The organism is Streptomyces sp. NPDC006207 (genome assembly GCF_040613835.1).
In the GTDB taxonomy this organism is placed as follows: domain Bacteria; phylum Actinomycetota; class Actinomycetes; order Streptomycetales; family Streptomycetaceae; genus Actinacidiphila.
The window spans coordinates 1-18,517 of sequence record NZ_JBEXSX010000031.1 but is presented as its reverse complement, the minus strand read 5'-3'; the positions used below and the strand labels follow the sequence as shown (position 1 = coordinate 18,517).

The window sequence follows — 18,517 nt, the reverse complement described above, 5'->3', positions numbered from 1 at the left end:
ACAAAGAACGGCACCTCTCTGTGTCAAGCGGGGGCGATCAGAGAGGTATCCCGGTCGCGGAGCATCGTGCGGTAGACGACATCGGCAAGTCGGCGCTTGAGGCAGCGGAGGGCTTCTTTGTGGCCTTTTCCTTCGCGGCGTTTGCGCTGGTAGTAGGCCTGCCCCGGGGTGGGGTGGCGGATCTGGGTGATGGCCATGACGTGCAGGGCGGAGTTCAGCTGCCGGTCTCCTGCTCGCGAGAGTCGGTGTCGCTTCACGTCCCCGGAGGACACCTCCAGGGGTGCCACGCCGCAGTAGGAGGCGAATGCAGCCTCCGAGCGGAAGCGGCCGACGCCTGCGTTGCGGGTAAGGATCTTCGCTGCCAACAGGTTCCCGATGCCGTGGAGCTCGGTGAGGGTGGTGCTGGTCTCGGTTACTGCTGTAGTGATCTGCTCGGTGACGGTGGTGATCCGGCGGTCCAGGCGGCGGATCTCGACGACCAGATCCGTGGCCAGGCCGCGCAGGGTGCGGGCCAGCGATGCTTTCGGCCGGATGCCCCGCAGGGCTGCGGCAGCGGTATCGGCGGTCAGCTTGCGGGGCAGGCCGGCGGGCACGAGCTTGGTCATCAACGCGTGGAGGCGGTTGACGGTCTGGGTGCGGGTCCGGACCAGGTCGTCGCGGTGCTCGGTCAGGGTGCGCAGGGCTGCGAGGCCTCGTCGATCTGGGCGGTATGGAGCCTGGTTGCGGTGTGGGCGGCGATCCCCACGGACAGGGCGTCGGCCTCGTCGCTCTTGCGACCGTGGCCGGTGGACAGCAGCCGCACCCGGCGGGCGAGCTTGGCCGGCACGTCCGTGGGCGAGATGCCATCGGCGGCCAGCCGAGAGGTCAGCGGGGCACCCAGGCCACTGGCGCCTTCAATGGCCCATATCGCCTTGGGCCACTGCCGGGCGAAGCGGAGTAGGTCGCGGTACCCGGCTCGACTGACCGGGACGCGTAAGGCGTCCATGGGCCGTAGGCGGGCGTCGACGGCGACGGCCGTCCAGGAGGCCTTGTGCGGGTCGATGGCGATGGTGACCTGGCCTGATGCGGCGTCGGCGGAGGGGCGGGGTGGCACGGTGTCTCCTTCGTGGTCGACTCCAGGTGACCGACGAGGAGGGCAGAGCAACGTTGGGCAGTGCAGACCTCTCTCGAGCCACTCCCGTCGGCGGCTGTGGCCGGGACGCACGCCGTTCGAGGGCCAGCCCGCAGGCGGCAGGTGTAACTTGAGCGACCCCTGCCACAGCCTCGGACATCATGGCTGCAGACCACGATCTCCGGCGCCGATCCAACACGTTGGGATACCTCTCTGATCGCCCCCGCTTGACACAGAGAGGTGCCGTTCAATGGACAGACCCCGCGGCCTCCACGTACCGCCAGTCCGCCGGCCGGCAAGCCGACGGGTTCGCGGATTCTCGGGGTGGAATCGCGGGGAACCGGAGGGGGACGTGGCGCCCGCTGGCGGAGTAGCCGACGGGTTGGGGGGTGATCGAGGTACGCGCCAAAGGCGGCAATGAGACGATGAGGGCTCGGCCCGCGCATTTCAGAGGGCCCGGCCGGTGTTCTGCCAGCGGCAGAACACCGGCCGGGCCGGGCTCGACGATCACTACAGTCCAGTCTCATGACGGCGATTACGACGCGTACGGTCGAGTACCCGGCGGACGGTTGACGATGATCGGGCACCTCGCACTCCCGGCCGGTGTCGACCGCCGGCCCGCGGTGCTGCTCGGACCAGAGGGCATGGGGCTCAGCGACGTCGAACGCCGCCGGGCCGATGCTCTCGCCGAGCGGGGATACGTAGCGCTGGCCTTCGACCTTCACGGCGGGCGCTATTTGGGCGACCCCGAGGAGATGCTGGCCCGTTGCATGCCGCTGCTCTCTGATCCCGACCGGATGCGGCACATCGGCCACGCGGCACTCGACGAGTTGCGCACCGAGCCCCGGACCGACCCCGACCGGATCGCCGCCATCGGCTACGGCACCGGGGCGCCATCGCGCTGGAACTCGGGCGCGACGGCGTCAACCTGCGCGCGATCGGGACAGTCAACGCGCTGACCACGGGCCGGCCGGGCGAGGCAGCGCGCATCCGCTGCCCGGTGTGGGCCGGGGTCGGATCGGAAGACCCGATCATGCCGCCCGCACAACGAAACGCGTTCACTGCCGAGATGCAGGCCGCGGGCGTCGACTGGCGCCTCGCGGTCTACGGCGGCGCCTTGCACGCCTTCCACCACCCGCCGGTCGACCACCTCACGGTCCCCGGCGTCGGCTACCACCGACAGCACGCGCAGCGAGCCTGGCGCGACGTCGTCGACCTGCTCGCCGAGTGCCTGCCCGTGACGGAGGATCTGAGGGCATGACCCAGGCAAACAGCCTGGCGCCAGGCCTGGCCCGCGTCGTGCACTGACAGTCCCCTCCCCTCAAGTCCGCACAGCAGAACCACATTCGAGTGGATGCCCGATCACAGAGAAGTGTTCGCAACTGCCGCAGTAAATAACGGATTTACGGCGACGGAGCCCCTGCCGTGATCGTCGCGATCTGCAGCGGTCCGTTCCGGCCGCCAGGGCGAGGTGTACGCATCCTCCGCGATACTCCGCGCCCGCTCCTGGTCGTAGGGGTCTGCGCCGGGTTCGGCGAATACCTCTTCCATTTGCTCGGGATCTGCGCTGCGCCGCAGTGCAGATCCCGAACCGTGGTCACCGTGCGCGGGGCCTGTCATCTCCGATACCGCTGCGCCACTGCCTCGAAGGCGGCCTTGGGTTCCCATTCCATGTCGGGGTAGGTCTGCCCCCGGCGCCCTTCGAGGAGTTTGACGATGCCCAGGCCGGCCCGGTCCAGATCGTCCCTGGGGTCGCCGTCCGGGCGGTGCGGGTAGCCGGGCAAGGCGAACAAGAACACAAACGCGCTGTCCACGCCCTCGGTCTCGAAGATCTCCAGCAGTTCGCTCAGATATGCGGCCTGGCCGGCCTCGTCGCGCTCGTATATGCCGTTCAGTCGTACAGGGGCCTTGGTCTCGGGATCGTGCTCGACCACTTCCAGCACCCGCCCACCTCGGTCTCCCGCGCCGCGGTAGGCCGCGGTGCCGAACCCGGTGATAGCGAGCGGCTTGGGACCTTGGGCCAGGGTGCGCACCGCGTCCCGGAACCGGTCGGCAACCTCGGCGGAGCGGATGAGCTCGAACGTCACCATGTCGAAGGGAGTCCAGTCGACCTGCTCGAACTGGATGGACGCGTAGGTGAGCTTGCCCTGGAACCGCTCGCGGACCGTGGCCGCGGCGTCGCGGAGGAATGCGTTGATGCGCACGCCGAGCTCACGCATCGCTTCGGCCCGCCGGTCGGGCCGGCTCATCAGCTGCTCTACCCGCTCCTCGGGGCTCTCACCGGGCAGGAACCCGCGGTTCATCACGCTCAGCTCGACCCCTGCGACGAACACGACTGTGGCCCCCTGCTGCCGGAGCCGTTCCGCTCGCTCGGCGCAGTCGCGGAAGAGCGTGAGGACCTGCTCCGGATCCAACTCCAGAGGATAGGGCGAGAACCAGACCTCCAGGCCGAGCTCGGCGGCGGCACCGGCGGCCAGCTCCAGTCGGCCCGGGTCGCCGCCGATGATCTGGACCGCGTTGCAGTGCAGGTCGTCGCGGATGATGGCGAGCTCGCGCCGGACCACCGCGAGGTCGAAGTGCTCGCGGGATGTCTGGCCATGCACGACGAATCCGGTGTCGTAGGTCATTCCTCTTGCTCGCACGGTGACGTCCTCTCTGTCGGTCTCAGTTCGGGACGAGGCTGACAGTAAAAGTGCGTGCACGCAAGTTTGCGTGCACGCAGCCCTGTGTGGAACGCTGACGCCGTGACGACACCACCACCAGGGCTGCGGGAGCGGAAGAAGCAGGCCACCCGCGAGGCGCTACGCAAGGCAGCCCTGCGCCTGGCCGTGGAGCGCGGCCCCGACCAGGTGCGGGTCGAGGACATCGCCGAGGCGGCCGGGGTCTCGCCGCGCACCTACAACAACTACTTCGCCAGCCGCGAGCAGGCGATCGTCTCCGCTGTTACCGCGGACCGGGAGGCGCGGATCGCGGCGGCAGTCGCGGCCCGGCCCGCAGGAGTGCGCCTGGCTGACGCCGTCACCGAAGCGGTGGTCGAGCAGTACACGAACACCGGTGAGCGCGAACACGAGGCACTGCTGCTGATCACCACCCGGACCGCGCTGCGCGACGCGTTCCTCGATACCACCGCCGACATCGAGCCGCCTCTCACGGCGGTGATCGCCGAACGCCTGGGCGACGCCGGAGCGCACACAGCCCGCGTTCTCGCGGCGAGCGTGGCCGCGGCGGTTCGCATCGCGTTGGAAAGCTGGCTCCAGCCGACCGGGAACGCGGGGGCCGCCGGGAGTTTCGGTGCCGGAGGACTGGTCGTGCCTTCCGGCTCGCTGCCAGACCAACTCCGCGCGGCACTGGCCCCGCTCGCGCCCGCGTTCGACGTCGCCCAGCGACGAACCCAGCCGTGAAGTCGACTCAACCGGTCTGTGTGGTTCCTACTCGACCCAAGACGAGGACCCCGACAATCACACCGCCGGGGTCCTGCCATCCCTTTCGGCCGTACCTCGGCTGATCCTCATTTACTGCGGCTTCACTGTGCTGACCACGCGCGCCCTCGGGACGGCGCTGCCCTCGGACTTCCGCGCTCTGGCGGAGGCGTATCCGGTCTTGGTCGTCGACGACTTCCTGACGGTCTCCGCTCCCCGGCCCGGCGCCGAGGCGTCATGGGCGTCCGCGTCCAGGGAGGACGAGATCCTTCAGGATCTGTACGAGATGGGCGACACCGAGGGCTACGTTCCCTTCCCACAGCCGGGAGGCCTGATCTCCTGGGCGGAGTCCAATTCGGGGGACTCCTTCTACTGGCGGACAAGCCCTGCGGATCCGGACGCGTGGCCCGTGGTCGTCCGCGGAGACAACGGCGACTGGTCGGAGTTCCCGGTCGGCGTTGTCGAGTTTCTGGCCGGCGTGTACGGGCGCACCATCCACGTGCCGGGCATGCCCAGGGACTTTCCCAGCGACGACCCGCAGGTGCTGGGCCTGAGCGACCGCATCGACTGATCGGCAGCTGATCCGCAGGCACATGTGAACAGCGATCGCCCCCGGGGTTCCCGGGGACGATCGTCATTCGATGATCACTGACTACGTGACAGCCAGGAGTAAAGTGCGACGGCTCCGCCTCACAGAGCGCCCGGATTCAGGCGCTCGGGGAACCGCTCCAACTCGGCGTCGAAGAAGTCGCGAGCGCTGCCGTGCTGGAGGAGCAGTTCGTCGACGGTGTCGAGGTACTCGCGGGTCTCATTGATGGTGCGAGTGGCGTCGTCATCATGCTGCTTGTTCTTGTGGCCAGCGACGATCCAGCGGGGCCTGAGGTCTTCGACGATTGCGATGGCTTGGCGCCACGCGTCCAGGCCACCGTGCCCGGCCTCGACCAGGAACTGGTGCACGCCGTTGTAGATCACATCGCCCGCGACCACGAGCTCGAGGTCCGGGACGTGCAGGACGCTTGTGTCGTCGGTGTCGCTGTGGCCGGCTTCGATGATCAGCAGATCATGACCTTCGAGCGTGAACCGGTTGTCGGGCACGGTGACGGCCGTGACCGGGGCGTCCGGGATCTGGCCGAGGAAGTACTTGTCCCAAAAGCCTGTACGGATTGACACGTTGTGGTGCATCTGCTTGATCGTGCGGGTCGTCGCGACGACCTGGGCGCCGAATCGCTCGGACAGGACACCGGCGGTGAACCAGTGGTCGCCGACGCAGCTTTGGCGTTCGGCGATCGTGGCGAGCACTCCGATTGCCCTGTCGGGGGTACCAGCCCCCGGCAGCACCGCGGGGTGTCGCAGCTATGCCCTGTCCGGGATCCGGGCGACAAGCGGCGAGGCCGCCTCCGCGTCCGGCCGACGCCGTCCGCGACGTCGGCCGAGGCCGCAGCGGAGCACGAGGCCGTGCCGGGCGAGCCGGGGTGCGTGGCTCCGCCGCCGACGGTGCGCTTCGCCCGTGGCAGGCGGGCCTTCAGGCCACGTCGCGCCGGGAGAGCAGCAGGGCGGACAGGCCGAGGAAGACCGCCATGTACGCCGTCAGCACCATGCTCGCCGTGACGGGTCCCGACACCGAGACCACCCCGGGAACCGAGGTGCCGGCCGTGCCGGACGGGTCGAGGGCGGCGGCCAACGAGCCCGCGCTCGGCCCGATCAGCAGCCGCTGCAGCCCCTTCAGCACCGGGAGGGTCCCGGTCAGCCCGGAGACCAGGTTCTCCATCGCCAGCAGCCACAGCAGCCCCACCCCGATGGCGGCGCCGGTGCCGCGCAGCAGGATCGCCAGGAACATGCCGAGGCTCGCCGCGGCCATGCTGATCAGCCAGGCGGCCGCGACTCCGGCCGCGAGGCTTGACACGTCCGGCCAGTGCGCCGCCCGGCCGGTGAGCGCCGCGGCGACGGCGCCGGATGCGGCGCCGAGCGCCACCACCAGCGCCGTGACGCAGAGCACCACCACCGCCGCGGACGCCGCCTTGCCGAGGACCGCGCCCGTGCGGCCGGGCCGCTGGACCAGAAGTGTCCCCCAGGTTCCCCACCGGAACTCGCCTCCGGTGAGCACCGCGCCGAGGATCAGCATCAGTGCACTGCCGAACATCGGGTACAGGGCCACGGTCCCCGACAGGAAGCGGTCCGGAAGCAGGCCGTCGATCAGTTCCTGCGGGTCACCGGCGGCGCCGGGCGGCCGGTTCCGTACGGCAAGGTAGACGACGGCCGGCACCACCGTGCCGAAGACCAGGGCGAGGGCGATCCACACGCCGCCGACGATCCACACGCCGGGGCGTTTGCGTGCCGCCAGCAGCTCCGCCTGCACCACGGCGTTCACCGGTTGACCACTCCCTGGCGTTCCGTTCCCGTTCCCGATGTGGGCTGGTCCGCGACCAGCTCGAAGAAGGCCTCCTCGAGGGAGACCGTCTGCCGGCGGAGCTCGCTGACGGCCAGTCCGTTCTCCACGAGGAACCGGTTGACGGCCGCCGCCTGGCCGGGGTCGACGGCCACGCGCACCTTCCCGTCGTCCACGGTCGCCGAGCGGACGGACGGCAGCCGCGCGAGCAGGTCGGCGGCGCGTGCCGGCTCATCGACCGTGAGCGTCAGGCCCTCGTGTCCGGCGCCCCGGCGCAGCTCCGGGACGGTGCCCTCCGCGACCAGCCGGCCGTGACGTATGACGCCCACCCGGTCGCACAGGTGCTCCACCTCGGTCAGCTGGTGGCTCGACAGCAGGACGGTGCGCTGGTGACGGCGCAGCCCCGTGATGAGCTCCCGTATGCCGGCGACGCCCGCCGGGTCCAGACCGTTGGTCGGCTCGTCGAGAATCAGCAGGGCGGGGTCCTTCAGGAGCGCGGCCGCCACCGCGATCCGCTGCCGCATGCCGAGCGAGTACGCGCGGAAGGCGACGTCGGCTCGCGCGGCCATGCCCACTTCCTCGAGCACGTCGTCGACGCGGCCGGGGGGAAGGGCTGCGTACCGGGCGAGGACGCGCAGGTTGTCGCGCCCGGACAGGTGCGGGTACAGGGCGGGTGACTCGATCAACGCGCCCACGCCCCGCAGGCCTGCGGAGCTGCCGGCGGGGTGGCCGAGCACCGAGGCGGTGCCCGACGTCGGCCGGACGAGTCCCACGAGCATCCGCATGGTGGTGGTCTTCCCGGACCCGTTCGGCCCGAGGAAGCCGTACACCTCTCCGGTGCGCACGACGAGATCGAGGTCGAACACACCGGCCTCCGGACGGTACCGCTTGGTCAGTCCGCTGGTGCGGACCGCGAGGCCGTCACGCATCGGCGGCCTGCCGTCCGCCGGAACGGGCTCGGGCCGCCGCGAGGACCAGGACCACCACGACGGCGGTCTCGGCGGCGAGGATCACCACGGCCCACACCGGTCCCGTCCAGCGTTCGAGTGTGGCGAACCACAACCACATCAGGCAGCCGTACACCGACAGCGCGAACAGCAGCGAGACCAGCCCGTAGGCGGCGTACGCGCGGGCGTCGCGGGCCGGGTAGACGCTGAGTCGTTCGCGCGCGGCGGGGTCGCCCCGGCGCAGGAACAGCCGCCAGAACCGGTAGCTCTCGCCGCGCAGGTCGGCCAGGTCGAGCGCGTGCGTCAGCATCACGTATCCGTCCGATCGCAGGAATGGCAGCAGGTTCAGCAACGAGCCCGCGCTGCCGAACAGCAGGACCCCGGCGGCGAGCGAATGGCCCGGACCACCGTCGCGGGTCAGCCACCACCATCCGGCGACCGGCACCATGGCCAGCAGGCTCACCATGACCCCGGCGAACGCCGTCGCCACTCGGGCTCTGCGGCGGTGGAACAGCACGATGTCGTCGGTCCGGCAGTAGGGGGCCAGCAGGGGGAACCGCCAGCTGACCCCGATCTCCGTGACCGTGCCCCCGAAGTGGCGGCAGGTCACGCCGTGCGCGAATTCGTGCAGCGCTGTGATCACCCAGACGAGCAGTACGGAGACCGGTATCGAGATCGCCCATGTGCGCTGGTGGGCCGCCTCGGTGCTGAGGGTGGCCGCGTGGGTCCAGACCAGGGCCTGTACGGCGGCGACCAGGATCAGCGCGGGTATCACGAAGCCGGCACGGAAGGCGAAGGCCAGGCGCGTCGCCAGGGCGGCGCACAGCCGGTCGGGCCGGAGCAGCACCCAGCGCCGCCGCAGCCACCCTTGCCGCGCGGACTCCTTGTCCTCGCGGGCCTTCCTCAGCTTGTCGAGGACCGCGGTGTCGGCATGCCCGTCGAGCAGTTGGTAGCGGCCGAGGAGGGTGAAGATCTGCCCCCAGTGGTCCGGGCCCAGCCGGCGGTCGTAGGTGTCGCTGTACCGGCGTCCGATGTCCTGGAGGGTGTGGCGGCCGTCCATGAGGCCCATGATGAAGTGCTCGCGGGGGCCGACCCGGTAGTAGCAGCCGGTACGGGCGTCCTTGACGTGGTGCACCGTCTTCGGGCCGGTCCGCAGGGCGGGGCCGAGCACGACCTCCTGGCGGAGCCGGGGCAGATCCTGTGCGGTCACCGTGGCACCTCCTGCGCGGCCATGTCCGACAGCGCCTTGTCCATGACGTACGACAGATAGATCTCGTCGAGGATGCTCACGCCGAGCCGGTTGTTGGTCATGTGGACGTAGGAGCTGAGGACGATGGCCAAGGCGGCCTGGGGGTCGGGGGCCGCGCCGTCGCGGAAGGCCAGGACGCCGGCGCCGGACAGCGCGAGTACCTTCTCGCGCAGGTCGGCGCAGTGGCTGAGCCAGGACCGCTCCAGCGGGGTGGGGGCCGCGCCGGGCGTGTCGCGGACGCTGTCCCCCACGTGCCGCAGCCGGCAGACGAGTCGGTCGCGCATCCGGTGATAACTGCGGTCGAAGCGCTCGTGCTGGCTGTCGCTCGGCTCCTGGTAGGAGGTCTCCCACATGGTGCGATATCGGGTCAGGAAGCGGGCCACCTCGCCGTGGTCCCCCAGGAAGGAGAAGCACAGACCGGCCGTCAGCTGGGCGGCCTGGCCCAGCAGCACGGTGCGCACGTGGACGTTGGTGCTCTCCAGCAGGGTGACCACCAGGTCACTGGATCTCTCGAAGTGCCATTCGGCCAGCTCCATGGCCGTGGTACCGCCGTACCGGTCCAGCTCCCGCTCGTAGGGGATGCGCGCGACGCTGTTGTTGTCCCGGAAGGGCATCGTGCCGTCCGGTCCGTACAACTCGTCCCAGCGTTCCTGGCTGTACTCGGCGAGGAACATGTTCCGGTACAGGTCGCCGCTGGCGTTGCGGTCCTCCTCGTACAGAGCCGGGCGGCGGCGCAGGAAGTCGGCGAGCGCCCCCTCGGCGATCCTCGCCACCTCACCGGCCGCCGCGGCGTCGGCCGGCAGCAGGCGCAGCCGGATGTGCGGGCCCTCCAGCCAGTACCGGATGAAGAACCAGGAACGCAGCAGGCGCTGCTCGCGCAGCCGCGCGACCAGCGGCCGCACGCAGTGCACCAGCACCGGGTTGGCGTTCGCCGCGTAGAAGACGTGCAGGCTGATCCAGCCGTTCCCGTCCGTCTCCATGCCGGGGACGCTGCCTGCGAGGAGAGTGTCTTTGCCGTTCATCACCGCTCCGTGGGCATTCCGTCGAGCTCCACCGTGAGCTCGGTGACGTATCGGTTCCGGTCGTCGCGCAGCCACAGCTCGTCCGGGCCGGGCAGCATCTCGGTGAGGACCACCGGGGAGGCGCTCTTGCGGACGGCCGTGTCGAGCAGGCGCACGCTCGGGTAGGCGTCGAAGTCGACGTACAGGGGCTTGTGCTCGCCGCCCGGGCTCGCGAAGACGCGACGCGGAAGGCCCATGCGCCGCTGCCACTCCCGCCACGCCAGGAACCACTCGTGGTCCGGCTGCCCGGGCGTCACCGCGGGCAGCCGGTCCGCGGCGCACCGCCAGGACCTGCGCTGCACCACGACGTTGCCGAGCCGTATCCGGGGCAGCGGGCCGTCCTGTGTCTCCCGCAGGCCGGTGCCCTCCCACAGGTCGAGCTGCACCATGCTCGTGTACGAGAAGTTCAGCAGCACCTGCTGCACTTCCGGCAGCGCCATGGGCAGCAGGAAGCCCAGGTAGACCGGGATCACCTCGACGCCCAGGCGACGCGAGCGCAGCAGCAGCCGGTCGGCCGCCGGGTCGTGCTCGACGACCAGGTCCTCCACCGGGATCTGCTCCGCGCCGGGCCGGGAACTGGTCTCGCCCGGGCAGACCACCTCGTAGGGGGTGACTACCGGGTGCAGGTTGAGGTTGGTCGTGTCGTAGCCGCCTTTGAGCTCGGCGAAGACGGCACCGGGCGGGGCGACGGTCTCCAGGGACCGGCGCAGCGACGCGGTGAGCCCGGACCCGAAGCAGTGTGCGAACCGGGAGAACAGCAGGGTCAGGCCGGAGTAGACCCGGTTGACGACGACCAGCGGATCCTGCGTGCCCCGCTGCGCGAGCTGGAGGAAGAACGACAGTGGGCGCAGTCCTTCCCGGGGCGAGCGGGGCAGGATCGCTCCGACGGTCGTGAGGAACTCCTCGTCCAGCTCCAGATCGGCCCCGGAGGCCAGGTCCCGGTATCGCCGTACGACCTCGTCGGCGACGGCGGCTCGGGCACGGTCGATGCGGGTGATGTCCTCCTGCCGGAACCAGTTGTCGTAGGGGCGGAAGGCGGTGCCGTCGAAGCGCTGGTGACGCAGGAGCCGCTGGTTGTGGTTGTCGTAGAAGTCCTGCCCGAACTCGTGGGCGAAGGACAGGAAGTCCTCGCAGCGCCCCCCGGTGCCGTACCGCGCCCTGAAGAACCCCTTGGTCACCAGGCGGCGCACGAGGTTGCCGTCGAAGGCCGGCAGGATGTCGGCCAACCGTTCGAGGTCCGGGGTCAGTTGCTCCTGCCACGCCTGCGCGTCACCGGTCACCGCCAGCCCGGGCACCGTGGTGTCCTCGTAGACCAGCGTGCGCAGCACCGGGAGATCCGCCTGGCCCAGGAGCCGGTGCGCCGCCGCCGCCGACTCCTTGATCCGGCCCAGCAGCTGGCGTCTGCGTCCGAGGTCAGCCCCGGCGAACTGTCCGACGTCCTCGCCCATGTGCTCCACGAGCCGGGCGACGTCGTCCGCCCAGGCGGTGCGCAGCGCCCGCAGGCCCTTGCCGTAGGTGGCGACCGGGTCCGGGTCGTGGATGTCGACCTGGAGCCCCGGGACGACGAGCAGCCCGAGCCTGAGCAACTGGGCGAGGTAGGCCTCCACATCGACTTCCGGCCGGTCGGGGCCCCTGGCGGACAGCAGGGCCACCGCGTCGCCGAACCGCAACTCGGCGTCGTCCCGGAACACGGTGAGCACGTCCGCGAGAACGTCGCCGGTGGGCAGGTAGAACAGGCTCTCGTGCACCGCGTCCAAGGTGACCGCCGCGTCCGCGTCGGCGTCGGCGCCGCGCAGCCTGCGCAGGTAGCGCACCCGGTCGCGGTCGACCCGCAGCCCGCTGGTGGCCCGCACCGGCAGGTCGCGGCGGAGCCGCGGGTCGACGGTGGCCAGCTCCGAGAGCCGGGCGAGCACCGCGATGTTGAGCCTGGAGTGGCTCTCCTTGTCCCAGCCGCTGAGCCGCGTCACGAGGGGGCTGCCGACGCCTTCCTCGAAGCCGCCGGCGGACACCGCCGTCAGCGTGCTGAAAGGGCTGGTCTTGCACGCCGTGCGGTAGAGGTACTCCAGCAGTGACCGTTCGATGCGGCGTTCCCGCTTGCTCAGCGGACCGCCGTCGCGCCGCACGTAGCCGTCCAGGTACTCGTCGAGCGACGGAGAGGACAGCTGGATGCCGTGGCGCAGATCCGTCTCCACCGTGATCCGCCGCAGCTCCCGCCGGCTCGCCGCGACCTCGCGCGCCACGACGCCGGAGCCGCCGGTCAGCAGCGACGCGCAGCGCTCCCGCTCGGCGGCCCATTCCCGCAGTGCCGCGACATCCTGCGCCGGCAGCAGCGGCTCCGCCGACGCGAGACCACGCGGAACACGGGAGTTGAACACGTCCCTGCGCAGATTGATCAGCGTGCGGCGCGCCGACGGGTCGGCGAGGGAGTCCGCTATCCGATCCTGCAGGACATCGGCGAGGCGGGCTCCTCGTTCACGCAGCCGCCGCCGGGCGTCGAGCAGCCCGTCCGCCCACGCCGCGCTCTGCGCGGTGGCCAGGACGTCGGCGGCCTCGAAGGGCAGCCCGCCGACCCGCAGCATGAACCGCGGGACGAGGTGCCACGCCCCTTCGGCGCGTCGGGGACCCGGCGCAGTCGCGGCGGGCTCCGAGGGAGAGGCCGCCGATGGTATCGCGCTGGATATCACGGATCGTCCCTTTCATGCCAGCCGGTAGTCGTAGTCCGCGCGGTCCGTGCGTTCGTGCCCGAGCAGCACGAACAGGAAGGTGCGTTCGTCACTGCCGTCGAGACCGACCGCCTCGTCGATCGCGATGTTGTCGAAGCCGAGCACCACGCCGCAGCCCACGCCGAGCGCCGCCGCGACGGTGTAGGCGGTCTGCGACAGCGCCCCCACCTCCGCGTTCAGCACGCGGTAGCCGCGACTGCCGAAGGCCTCCAGCGTGCTGCGCCATCGGCCCGAAATCGCGAGCACGGCGCCGACCTGTTCCAGGTTGTAGTTGCTCAAGTAGTAGCTGCGCTGCAGCGTCCCGGCGATCGGCCCCTGCCGCACCACCTGCAGCCGCTTGCCGCCCGCGTCGTAGCGGTAGCTCCCGGCGGGCAGCCCCGCCACCCGGTTCGCCAGCACGTACAGCCCGGTCAGGCCGGCGTCCTCCGGCACCGCATCCGCGGTGTACCGCTGCCCCGACACGGTGCCGGCCAGCACGGTCGCCAACTCGTCCAGGCCCAGCGGACGGGACCCCACGAACGAGCCGAAGCTGGTGCGCCGGCCGCGCAGGACCTCGCCCAGGTCCGTGCCGAGCCGGCCAGCCAGGGGCCGCGGCAGCTCCACCTCGCCGCCAAGCTCCCGTGGCAGCGGCACCAGGCGCCGCGCCACCGCCGGGTCGGGGCGCGCACGGCGGTCGTCCAGGACCGCCCGGTGCACCTGCCGCACCTGCTCGAACGTCCTGGTCCGCGCCGACCGTTCGAAGCTCGGGCGGTCGACCGGACCGCCGCGGCCCGCGGTGCCGCCCGCGCTCGGCTCCGGGCCCGCGCCCGCGCCTGGCGGGCCGAACGGCAGCGGGACGACGGCCAGCACGCTCTCCTCGTCGGTCACGAGCCCCAGGAGCCGGTTGAGCCGCTCGTCGTCGAACCACAGCACGCGCGAGAGCCGTCGCCCCGTCGCCCGGGCGATCAGCTCCCAGCACCCCAGCAGGGCACCGGCGTCCTGGGTCACCACGTGGTAGCAGAAGCTGTTGTACTTGAACGCGTTCTTCCAGAACCGCACAGTCACCAGGAGGAAGCCGTCCGCCGTCCCGGCTCCGGCACAGGCGTCCCGGACCTCGGCGGTCAGGTCGCCCGCCACCAGCCGCTCGAACGCGTGGTGCGCCGTCGCATAGTGGTAGACCCCGGGGGTCAGCGGACCGGACGGACCCGCCACCCAGTACACCTCCAGCGGGTACATTCCCCCGCCGGAGGCGCTGCCCCGGCCCCACAGCGCCTCCGGGTAGAGCACCCGCACATGGCTGTCCTGGTTCCAGTTCACCCGCAGCCTGCGGTCCAGCACTCCGCAGGACAGCCGCAGCAGCGATGCCAGGGACCCGGCTGTCCACAGCGGCCCCGGGCCGGGCGGCGGCGTCCCGAGGACGACGTCCGCGGTGGGCGCCAGCGGCCGGCCGACGCCCGGCGGCACGGGGAAACGCCGCACTCCCAGGTAGGTCTTGTGCCGTGACGGCTGGTCCTCCCAGTCGGGGGTGAAACCGACCGGCTCCATCGACTCCCGGCCGCGCCGGAACACCGACTCCACATAGGCGCTCACGACCTGCGTTCGGTCCTCGGACACGGACTCTCCTCCTTCGCCGGACGTGCCCGGCCCACGATCGGGGCCCGTCCGCGCATGACGGGTCACAGGGAACGGCTCACGGGAAGGGGTGCGGCCTGGGATTCAGGCCGGTGGGGCCGAAGCCCTCCGCACGGGAGTGGACCTCGGCCAGGCGGCCGTCGAGGTAGGCCCGCAGCCGCGGATGGCCCAGTACGCGCTGCCGCTCCCAGCCGAAGTCGATCGGCACCAGTCCGGGCGCCAGCACACACAGGGTGCGGATGCCGGTGCCGTCCTGCTCCGGGCACGTCTGGTCCACGGCGACCACGTCGCTGCCCACGTCCCGGAGCCGCTCCATCACGAACCGGACATCGTCGGCCAGGTCCAGCGTCGCGGGCCGCTGGGCGAGCCAGGGGCCGTACAACTCGCCCATCGACCGGGCCGGCGCGGCGTCCAGCAGGAACGAGGCCACGTGCGCCATCTCGGGCAGGCCGTACAGCAGGGCATGGTCGGTCAGTTCGTGCACACGGTCGTAGTCGGCCGCCATCTCCCGCAGCGCCGGCACCTTGGCCGCCACCCGTTCGTCCATGCCGGGGATGTACGAGGCGGTCTCGGAGATCGCGGCACGCACCGCCTCGACGGGATCGAGGCTGGCACCGGCCGCGAAGCACAGGGTGCCCAGCCCCCCGTCCAACCGCTCGGCGACCGCCATCACCGCGGGTACGGGGACGTCCACCCGCATGTCGAACAGGCGCATCCGGTAGCCCAGCCGCGCCACGCGGTCCAGCACGAACCGGACCTCCTCGTCGGCGATGGTCGCCTGGTCGATCTCAGGCAGCCTCGCCCCGGCGAACCAGCACAGCAGGAAGGCGTCCCGCTCGATGAGTTCGAGCATGCCGTGCAGCAGTGCCTCCTCCGTACTGGTGCCACTGGCACAGCCGTTGGAGCATTCCTGCACGAACTTCCGGTCCGGACGGCGGTCGAGGTAGAACACCAGTTGCTCCGGCACCATCACCGGCCGCCGTCCGCCGAAGGAGTAGCCCCACACCCAGTGGGTCGGGGTGTCCGGGGTGTACGGCTGGTAGTAGTCACGGTGTCCGGCGTAGAACTCCGGCCGGTACGCACCCAGGGCCGCGGGGTCGAGGGCGTCCGGCGCCAGGTCGCGGTAACTTGCGTACACCGTCGGGCGCTTGGCCCGCGGGAACTGGCCCGCGTAGCGCTCCAGCCCCTCCAGCATCCCGTACCGTTCGCTGCTCACCGAGCTCTGCGACTGCCCGCTCCACCACATCTCGTGGAAGTCGTACTTGCTGCGCACCCTGAAGTAGCCGCTGACCGGCAGGGTCGCGCTGCACTGGTAGACGCGGCGGGCCGCGCTCGCCAGCGCTCCGCAGACCTCGTTGACGTATCCGCCTACCGGCAATGGAAGGTCGCCCGCGGCGGCTCCCCGGTAGCTCACCGGGCTCGACTTCGGCCGTGCCCGCAGGGGCAGCACCGCGCCCTCGGCGGTGTCGGGCAGTGGGGTGGCGCACCGCTCGCACTCGGAGTCGGCGATGAGCTCGTGGCGGGTGACGGTCAGGTCGCGGGTCCGCAGCTCGACGATCCGGCCGATCCGCCGGTCACCGGGCGGCAGCTCGGCGCCGGCCGTCTCCGCGGCCACGAGCTGCGCGATGTGGTCCAGCACGAGCGGCACGAGGCCGGGTTCACCGCCGGCGAAAAAATCGGCGCCGTCCTCGACGGCCCTTCGTTCCTCAACCGGGCGCAGCGCCAGCCAGCGCCGGTCCAGGCACCGGCCGCACGGCCGGCTCCTCCCGTCCGCCCGGTGGAGGGGTCCGAGCAGCACGGTCCCCGCGTACAGGCGCACCGGGTAAACCAGTCCGTGCGCCGGTGGCGGTCCTTGCTCTCCGGCCGCCTCGGGCAGTCCGAGTACCCGGACGTCGACCTCGAACCCCGCGGGAGCCCGGCCGTTCAGGTGAGCACGCAGGACATCGGCGGCCCGTGCCCATGGATCATCCGAGACTGCCGTGACCGTCATTGCGTTCGACACCACAAAGTCATCCGTCCACTCAGACGCTCATTGGTACGCGGGTGGGTGAAACAGCTGCTCGCACGGCCGAGGGTGCAGGCCCTGCGAGCAGCTGCACTCGTCACGCCGGGCGGTCCGTCCGGAGACCGGGGCGACCCGCCCTGATCAGCCGGCCGGCGGTCAGCTGGTGCTGGAGCTGCAGGAGCAGCAGGAGCTGGTGCTGCAGGAGCAGCAGCTGGAGCAGGAGCAGCTGGAGCTGGACCAGGCCAGCTCGACCGACTCGTCGGTCATCTCCTCGATCTCGAACGTCGCGCTCTCCAGAGCGCTCAGCTCGTCCTTGAGCTCAACTGACATGGCGATCCTTCCCATGGGTGTGGTGGGGATGTCACCCCGGAACGGTCGTTCCGGGAACCGTGGCGCGCCCGGTGCGGGCGCGGGTCAGTCCGGGGTCACCTACTGCGCGGCGAGCAGGACCGTGCCGGTGACCATTCCTCGGACTGCGTGCAGATCGATCGTGGTGGTCTCGACGAACAGCGCTCGGGTGCCGTCCGCGTCGAGCCGTGCGAGCACTTGGGGCACCGGCGTCGCGGGCCCGTCGAGGGACCACTCCGCGACGCCTTCGCCTTCGAGGAGCGCCCTGGGGTCGAGATCGGCCACCAGCGGGTCGCCCAGGTCCACCGGCGTGCCCTCGTAGTGCCGGCTGACAGCGAGGCCTACCGCGTCGCGCACCGCGTCGCGCAGGGCGTCCCGTGCCGACAGAGCCGAGCCGACGGCCCAGTCGGCCGCCCCCTCCTCGCCGCCCTCGACGACGGCAAGCACCGTGAAGGCGGGCGCTGCGCCGGGCAGCGCGTACACCCGGGCCTCGCGGCCGATGTGACGCAGGCTGCCCAGGGCGAACGCCACTTCGTCGTCGCCTGCGAGCAGGGAGTCGCCCACGCGGGTGGCGGGGGCCTCACGGGTCAGGGCGCGGACCAGGCCGCGGTAGGCCAGCGCCGAGCACAGTCCTTGCTCCCGCACGGCCTCGAGCGTCCAGTCCGCCGCCGCACCCGCCGAGGTGGGCTCGAAGCGCAACCGGGCGTTGGCCGGGGAGAGCGGATAGGCGGCCGCGGCGGGCACGAGCCACGTGCTGCCGTCGTGCAGCGACACCGCGGGTGTCGTGGCGCCCCCGGACCACTCCCGCTCCCCCGCCAGGCCGCCGAACACCTCCAGCAGTTGGGCGGGCAGCAAGGCCGCCGCTTCGTCGGCGCTCGTGCCCACCGCCCCGACGGGCCCCAGCCGGCCCACGTAGCAGCTCACCGCCGCCCGCACCGCGCGGGTCCGTGCGACCAGGATCGTGTCGGTGTCGAACGCGGCGATCTCGCGGTGCCCGTCGGTCAGCGACCCGGCGGGGCCCAGCCGCACCCGGCCCATCTTGAGCGGTATCTGCTTGAACGATTCGTCAGCCCATCCGGACATCACGCCGACGTCCGGGGAGACCAGGACGGCCGCCCGGCCGTAGGCCTCGCTGTCATCCGCCGGCCGGGTGGGACCGTCCCCGTCCGGCTCCACCCGTGCGTGCCTCAGCGGGCATCCCGGATGCGGCAGCACCCGCTCACGCCGGGACTCCAGCGTGGTCAGGTCCTGGATCACCGCGTGCCGTTGGTCGTCGGGCTGCAATTGTCCGCTGCCCAGCCGGAAGATCTCGAACGCCACCGCGTTGCCCACCATGCTCCGGGCGACCGCACTGCCGTGCTCGGGCTCGCCCGCGGTCGGCCCGACCGCCAGGGCGCGCCAGTAGTCCGCCGCGAGCCGGGGGTCGCAGTTGGCGGAGAGCCGCAACTGCGCGCACATCCAGCACGGTTGATCCGCCGGTCCGCTGATGGGACCCAGCACCACCCGGGTCCGGTCCGACACGACGGGAAGCAGCCGCGGTCCTGCCTCGGCACCGTGGACGCGCTTGGTCAGATCGAGCAGGCCGCGGCCGTGGGGGGGGGGGGCGGGGGGCCCCCCCCCCCCCCCCCGCCCCCCGGACACCGCGGGCGGGGGGCGC

The 18,517-nt window shown here is 71.4% G+C and carries 14 protein-coding genes and 2 pseudogenes; 3 read left to right on the top strand and 13 right to left on the bottom strand.

Features of this window, described 5'->3' with window-relative positions; translation table 11 throughout:
* Positions 1 to 23 precede the first annotated feature (23 nt).
* Together ABZ312_RS24190 and ABZ312_RS24185 are read right to left on the bottom strand one after the other, a co-directional pair.
* A complete protein-coding gene (locus ABZ312_RS24190; protein ID WP_500327891.1) occupies positions 24 to 605 on the bottom strand; it encodes a transposase in 582 nt (193 codons plus the stop codon).
* Positions 606 to 647: 42 nt separating this feature from the next.
* Positions 648 to 985: pseudogene (locus ABZ312_RS24185) on the bottom strand (IS110 family transposase); the annotation flags it as partial.
* A gap of 651 nt (positions 986 to 1,636) precedes the next feature.
* Between ABZ312_RS24185 and ABZ312_RS24180 the strand changes: the two are divergent.
* A pseudogene (locus tag ABZ312_RS24180) lies at positions 1,637 to 2,372 on the top strand (dienelactone hydrolase family protein).
* Positions 2,373 to 2,727: 355 nt separating this feature from the next.
* Here ABZ312_RS24180 and ABZ312_RS24175 read toward each other — a convergent pair.
* Positions 2,728 to 3,738 carry a glycoside hydrolase family 113 protein gene (locus ABZ312_RS24175; RefSeq protein WP_500327860.1) on the bottom strand — a complete coding sequence of 337 codons (1,011 nt, stop codon included), beginning with the start codon at positions 3,736 to 3,738 and terminating at the stop codon, positions 2,728 to 2,730.
* 117 nt (positions 3,739 to 3,855) lie between these two features.
* Here ABZ312_RS24175 and ABZ312_RS24170 point away from each other — a divergent pair, with 117 nt between their 5' ends.
* Both ABZ312_RS24170 and ABZ312_RS24165 read left to right on the top strand, forming a co-directional pair.
* Positions 3,856 to 4,512 (top strand): TetR/AcrR family transcriptional regulator, encoded by a 657-nt coding sequence (locus tag ABZ312_RS24170; RefSeq protein WP_500327861.1) that lies wholly within the window; start codon positions 3,856 to 3,858, stop codon positions 4,510 to 4,512.
* A 127-nt stretch (positions 4,513 to 4,639) separates the two neighbouring features.
* Positions 4,640 to 5,101 carry a hypothetical protein gene (locus tag ABZ312_RS24165; RefSeq protein WP_500327862.1) on the top strand — a complete coding sequence of 154 codons (462 nt, stop codon included), beginning with the start codon at positions 4,640 to 4,642 and terminating at the stop codon, positions 5,099 to 5,101.
* Between the two features lie 119 nt (positions 5,102 to 5,220).
* On the opposite strand, the gene ABZ312_RS24160 is transcribed toward ABZ312_RS24165, so the two are convergent.
* The 10 genes from ABZ312_RS24160 to ABZ312_RS24115 form a co-directional block, all read right to left on the bottom strand.
* Positions 5,221 to 5,829, bottom strand: coding sequence for an MBL fold metallo-hydrolase (locus ABZ312_RS24160; protein WP_500438754.1), 609 nt, complete (start codon positions 5,827 to 5,829; stop codon positions 5,221 to 5,223).
* Positions 5,830 to 6,052: 223 nt separating this feature from the next.
* Positions 6,053 to 6,898: an ABC transporter permease gene (locus ABZ312_RS24155; protein ID WP_500327865.1), complete on the bottom strand. Its 846-nt coding sequence runs from the start codon at positions 6,896 to 6,898 to the stop codon at positions 6,053 to 6,055.
* Positions 6,895 to 7,845 carry an ABC transporter ATP-binding protein gene (locus ABZ312_RS24150; protein WP_500438753.1) on the bottom strand — a complete coding sequence of 317 codons (951 nt, stop codon included), beginning with the start codon at positions 7,843 to 7,845 and terminating at the stop codon, positions 6,895 to 6,897. Before ABZ312_RS24150 ends, ABZ312_RS24155 begins: the two co-directional genes overlap by 4 nt.
* Positions 7,838 to 9,073: a hypothetical protein gene (locus tag ABZ312_RS24145; RefSeq protein WP_500327867.1), complete on the bottom strand. Its 1,236-nt coding sequence runs from the start codon at positions 9,071 to 9,073 to the stop codon at positions 7,838 to 7,840. Before ABZ312_RS24145 ends, ABZ312_RS24150 begins: the two co-directional genes overlap by 8 nt.
* On the bottom strand, positions 9,070 to 10,134 hold the full coding sequence (locus ABZ312_RS24140; protein WP_500438752.1) for a thiopeptide-type bacteriocin biosynthesis protein: 1,065 nt from the start codon (positions 10,132 to 10,134) through the stop codon (positions 9,070 to 9,072). Before ABZ312_RS24140 ends, ABZ312_RS24145 begins: the two co-directional genes overlap by 4 nt.
* The gene (locus ABZ312_RS24135) at positions 10,134 to 12,752 is read right to left on the bottom strand and encodes a lantibiotic dehydratase (protein WP_500327870.1); all 2,619 of its coding nucleotides are present in this window, start codon (positions 12,750 to 12,752) and stop codon (positions 10,134 to 10,136) included. Before ABZ312_RS24135 ends, ABZ312_RS24140 begins: the two co-directional genes overlap by 1 nt.
* A 117-nt stretch (positions 12,753 to 12,869) precedes the next feature.
* On the bottom strand, positions 12,870 to 14,489 hold the full coding sequence (locus tag ABZ312_RS24130) for a SagB family peptide dehydrogenase (protein ID WP_500438751.1): 1,620 nt from the start codon (positions 14,487 to 14,489) through the stop codon (positions 12,870 to 12,872).
* Positions 14,490 to 14,565: 76 nt separating this feature from the next.
* Positions 14,566 to 16,497, bottom strand: coding sequence for a TOMM precursor leader peptide-binding protein (locus tag ABZ312_RS24125; protein ID WP_500327873.1), 1,932 nt, complete (start codon positions 16,495 to 16,497; stop codon positions 14,566 to 14,568).
* A 171-nt stretch (positions 16,498 to 16,668) separates the two neighbouring features.
* Entirely contained in the window at positions 16,669 to 16,842 is a 174-nt protein-coding gene (locus ABZ312_RS24120) for a hypothetical protein (RefSeq protein ID WP_018560191.1), read from the bottom strand.
* A gap of 99 nt (positions 16,843 to 16,941) precedes the next feature.
* Positions 16,942 to 18,381: a TOMM precursor leader peptide-binding protein gene (locus tag ABZ312_RS24115; protein ID WP_500438750.1), complete on the bottom strand. Its 1,440-nt coding sequence runs from the start codon at positions 18,379 to 18,381 to the stop codon at positions 16,942 to 16,944.
* Positions 18,382 to 18,517 lie beyond the last annotated feature (136 nt).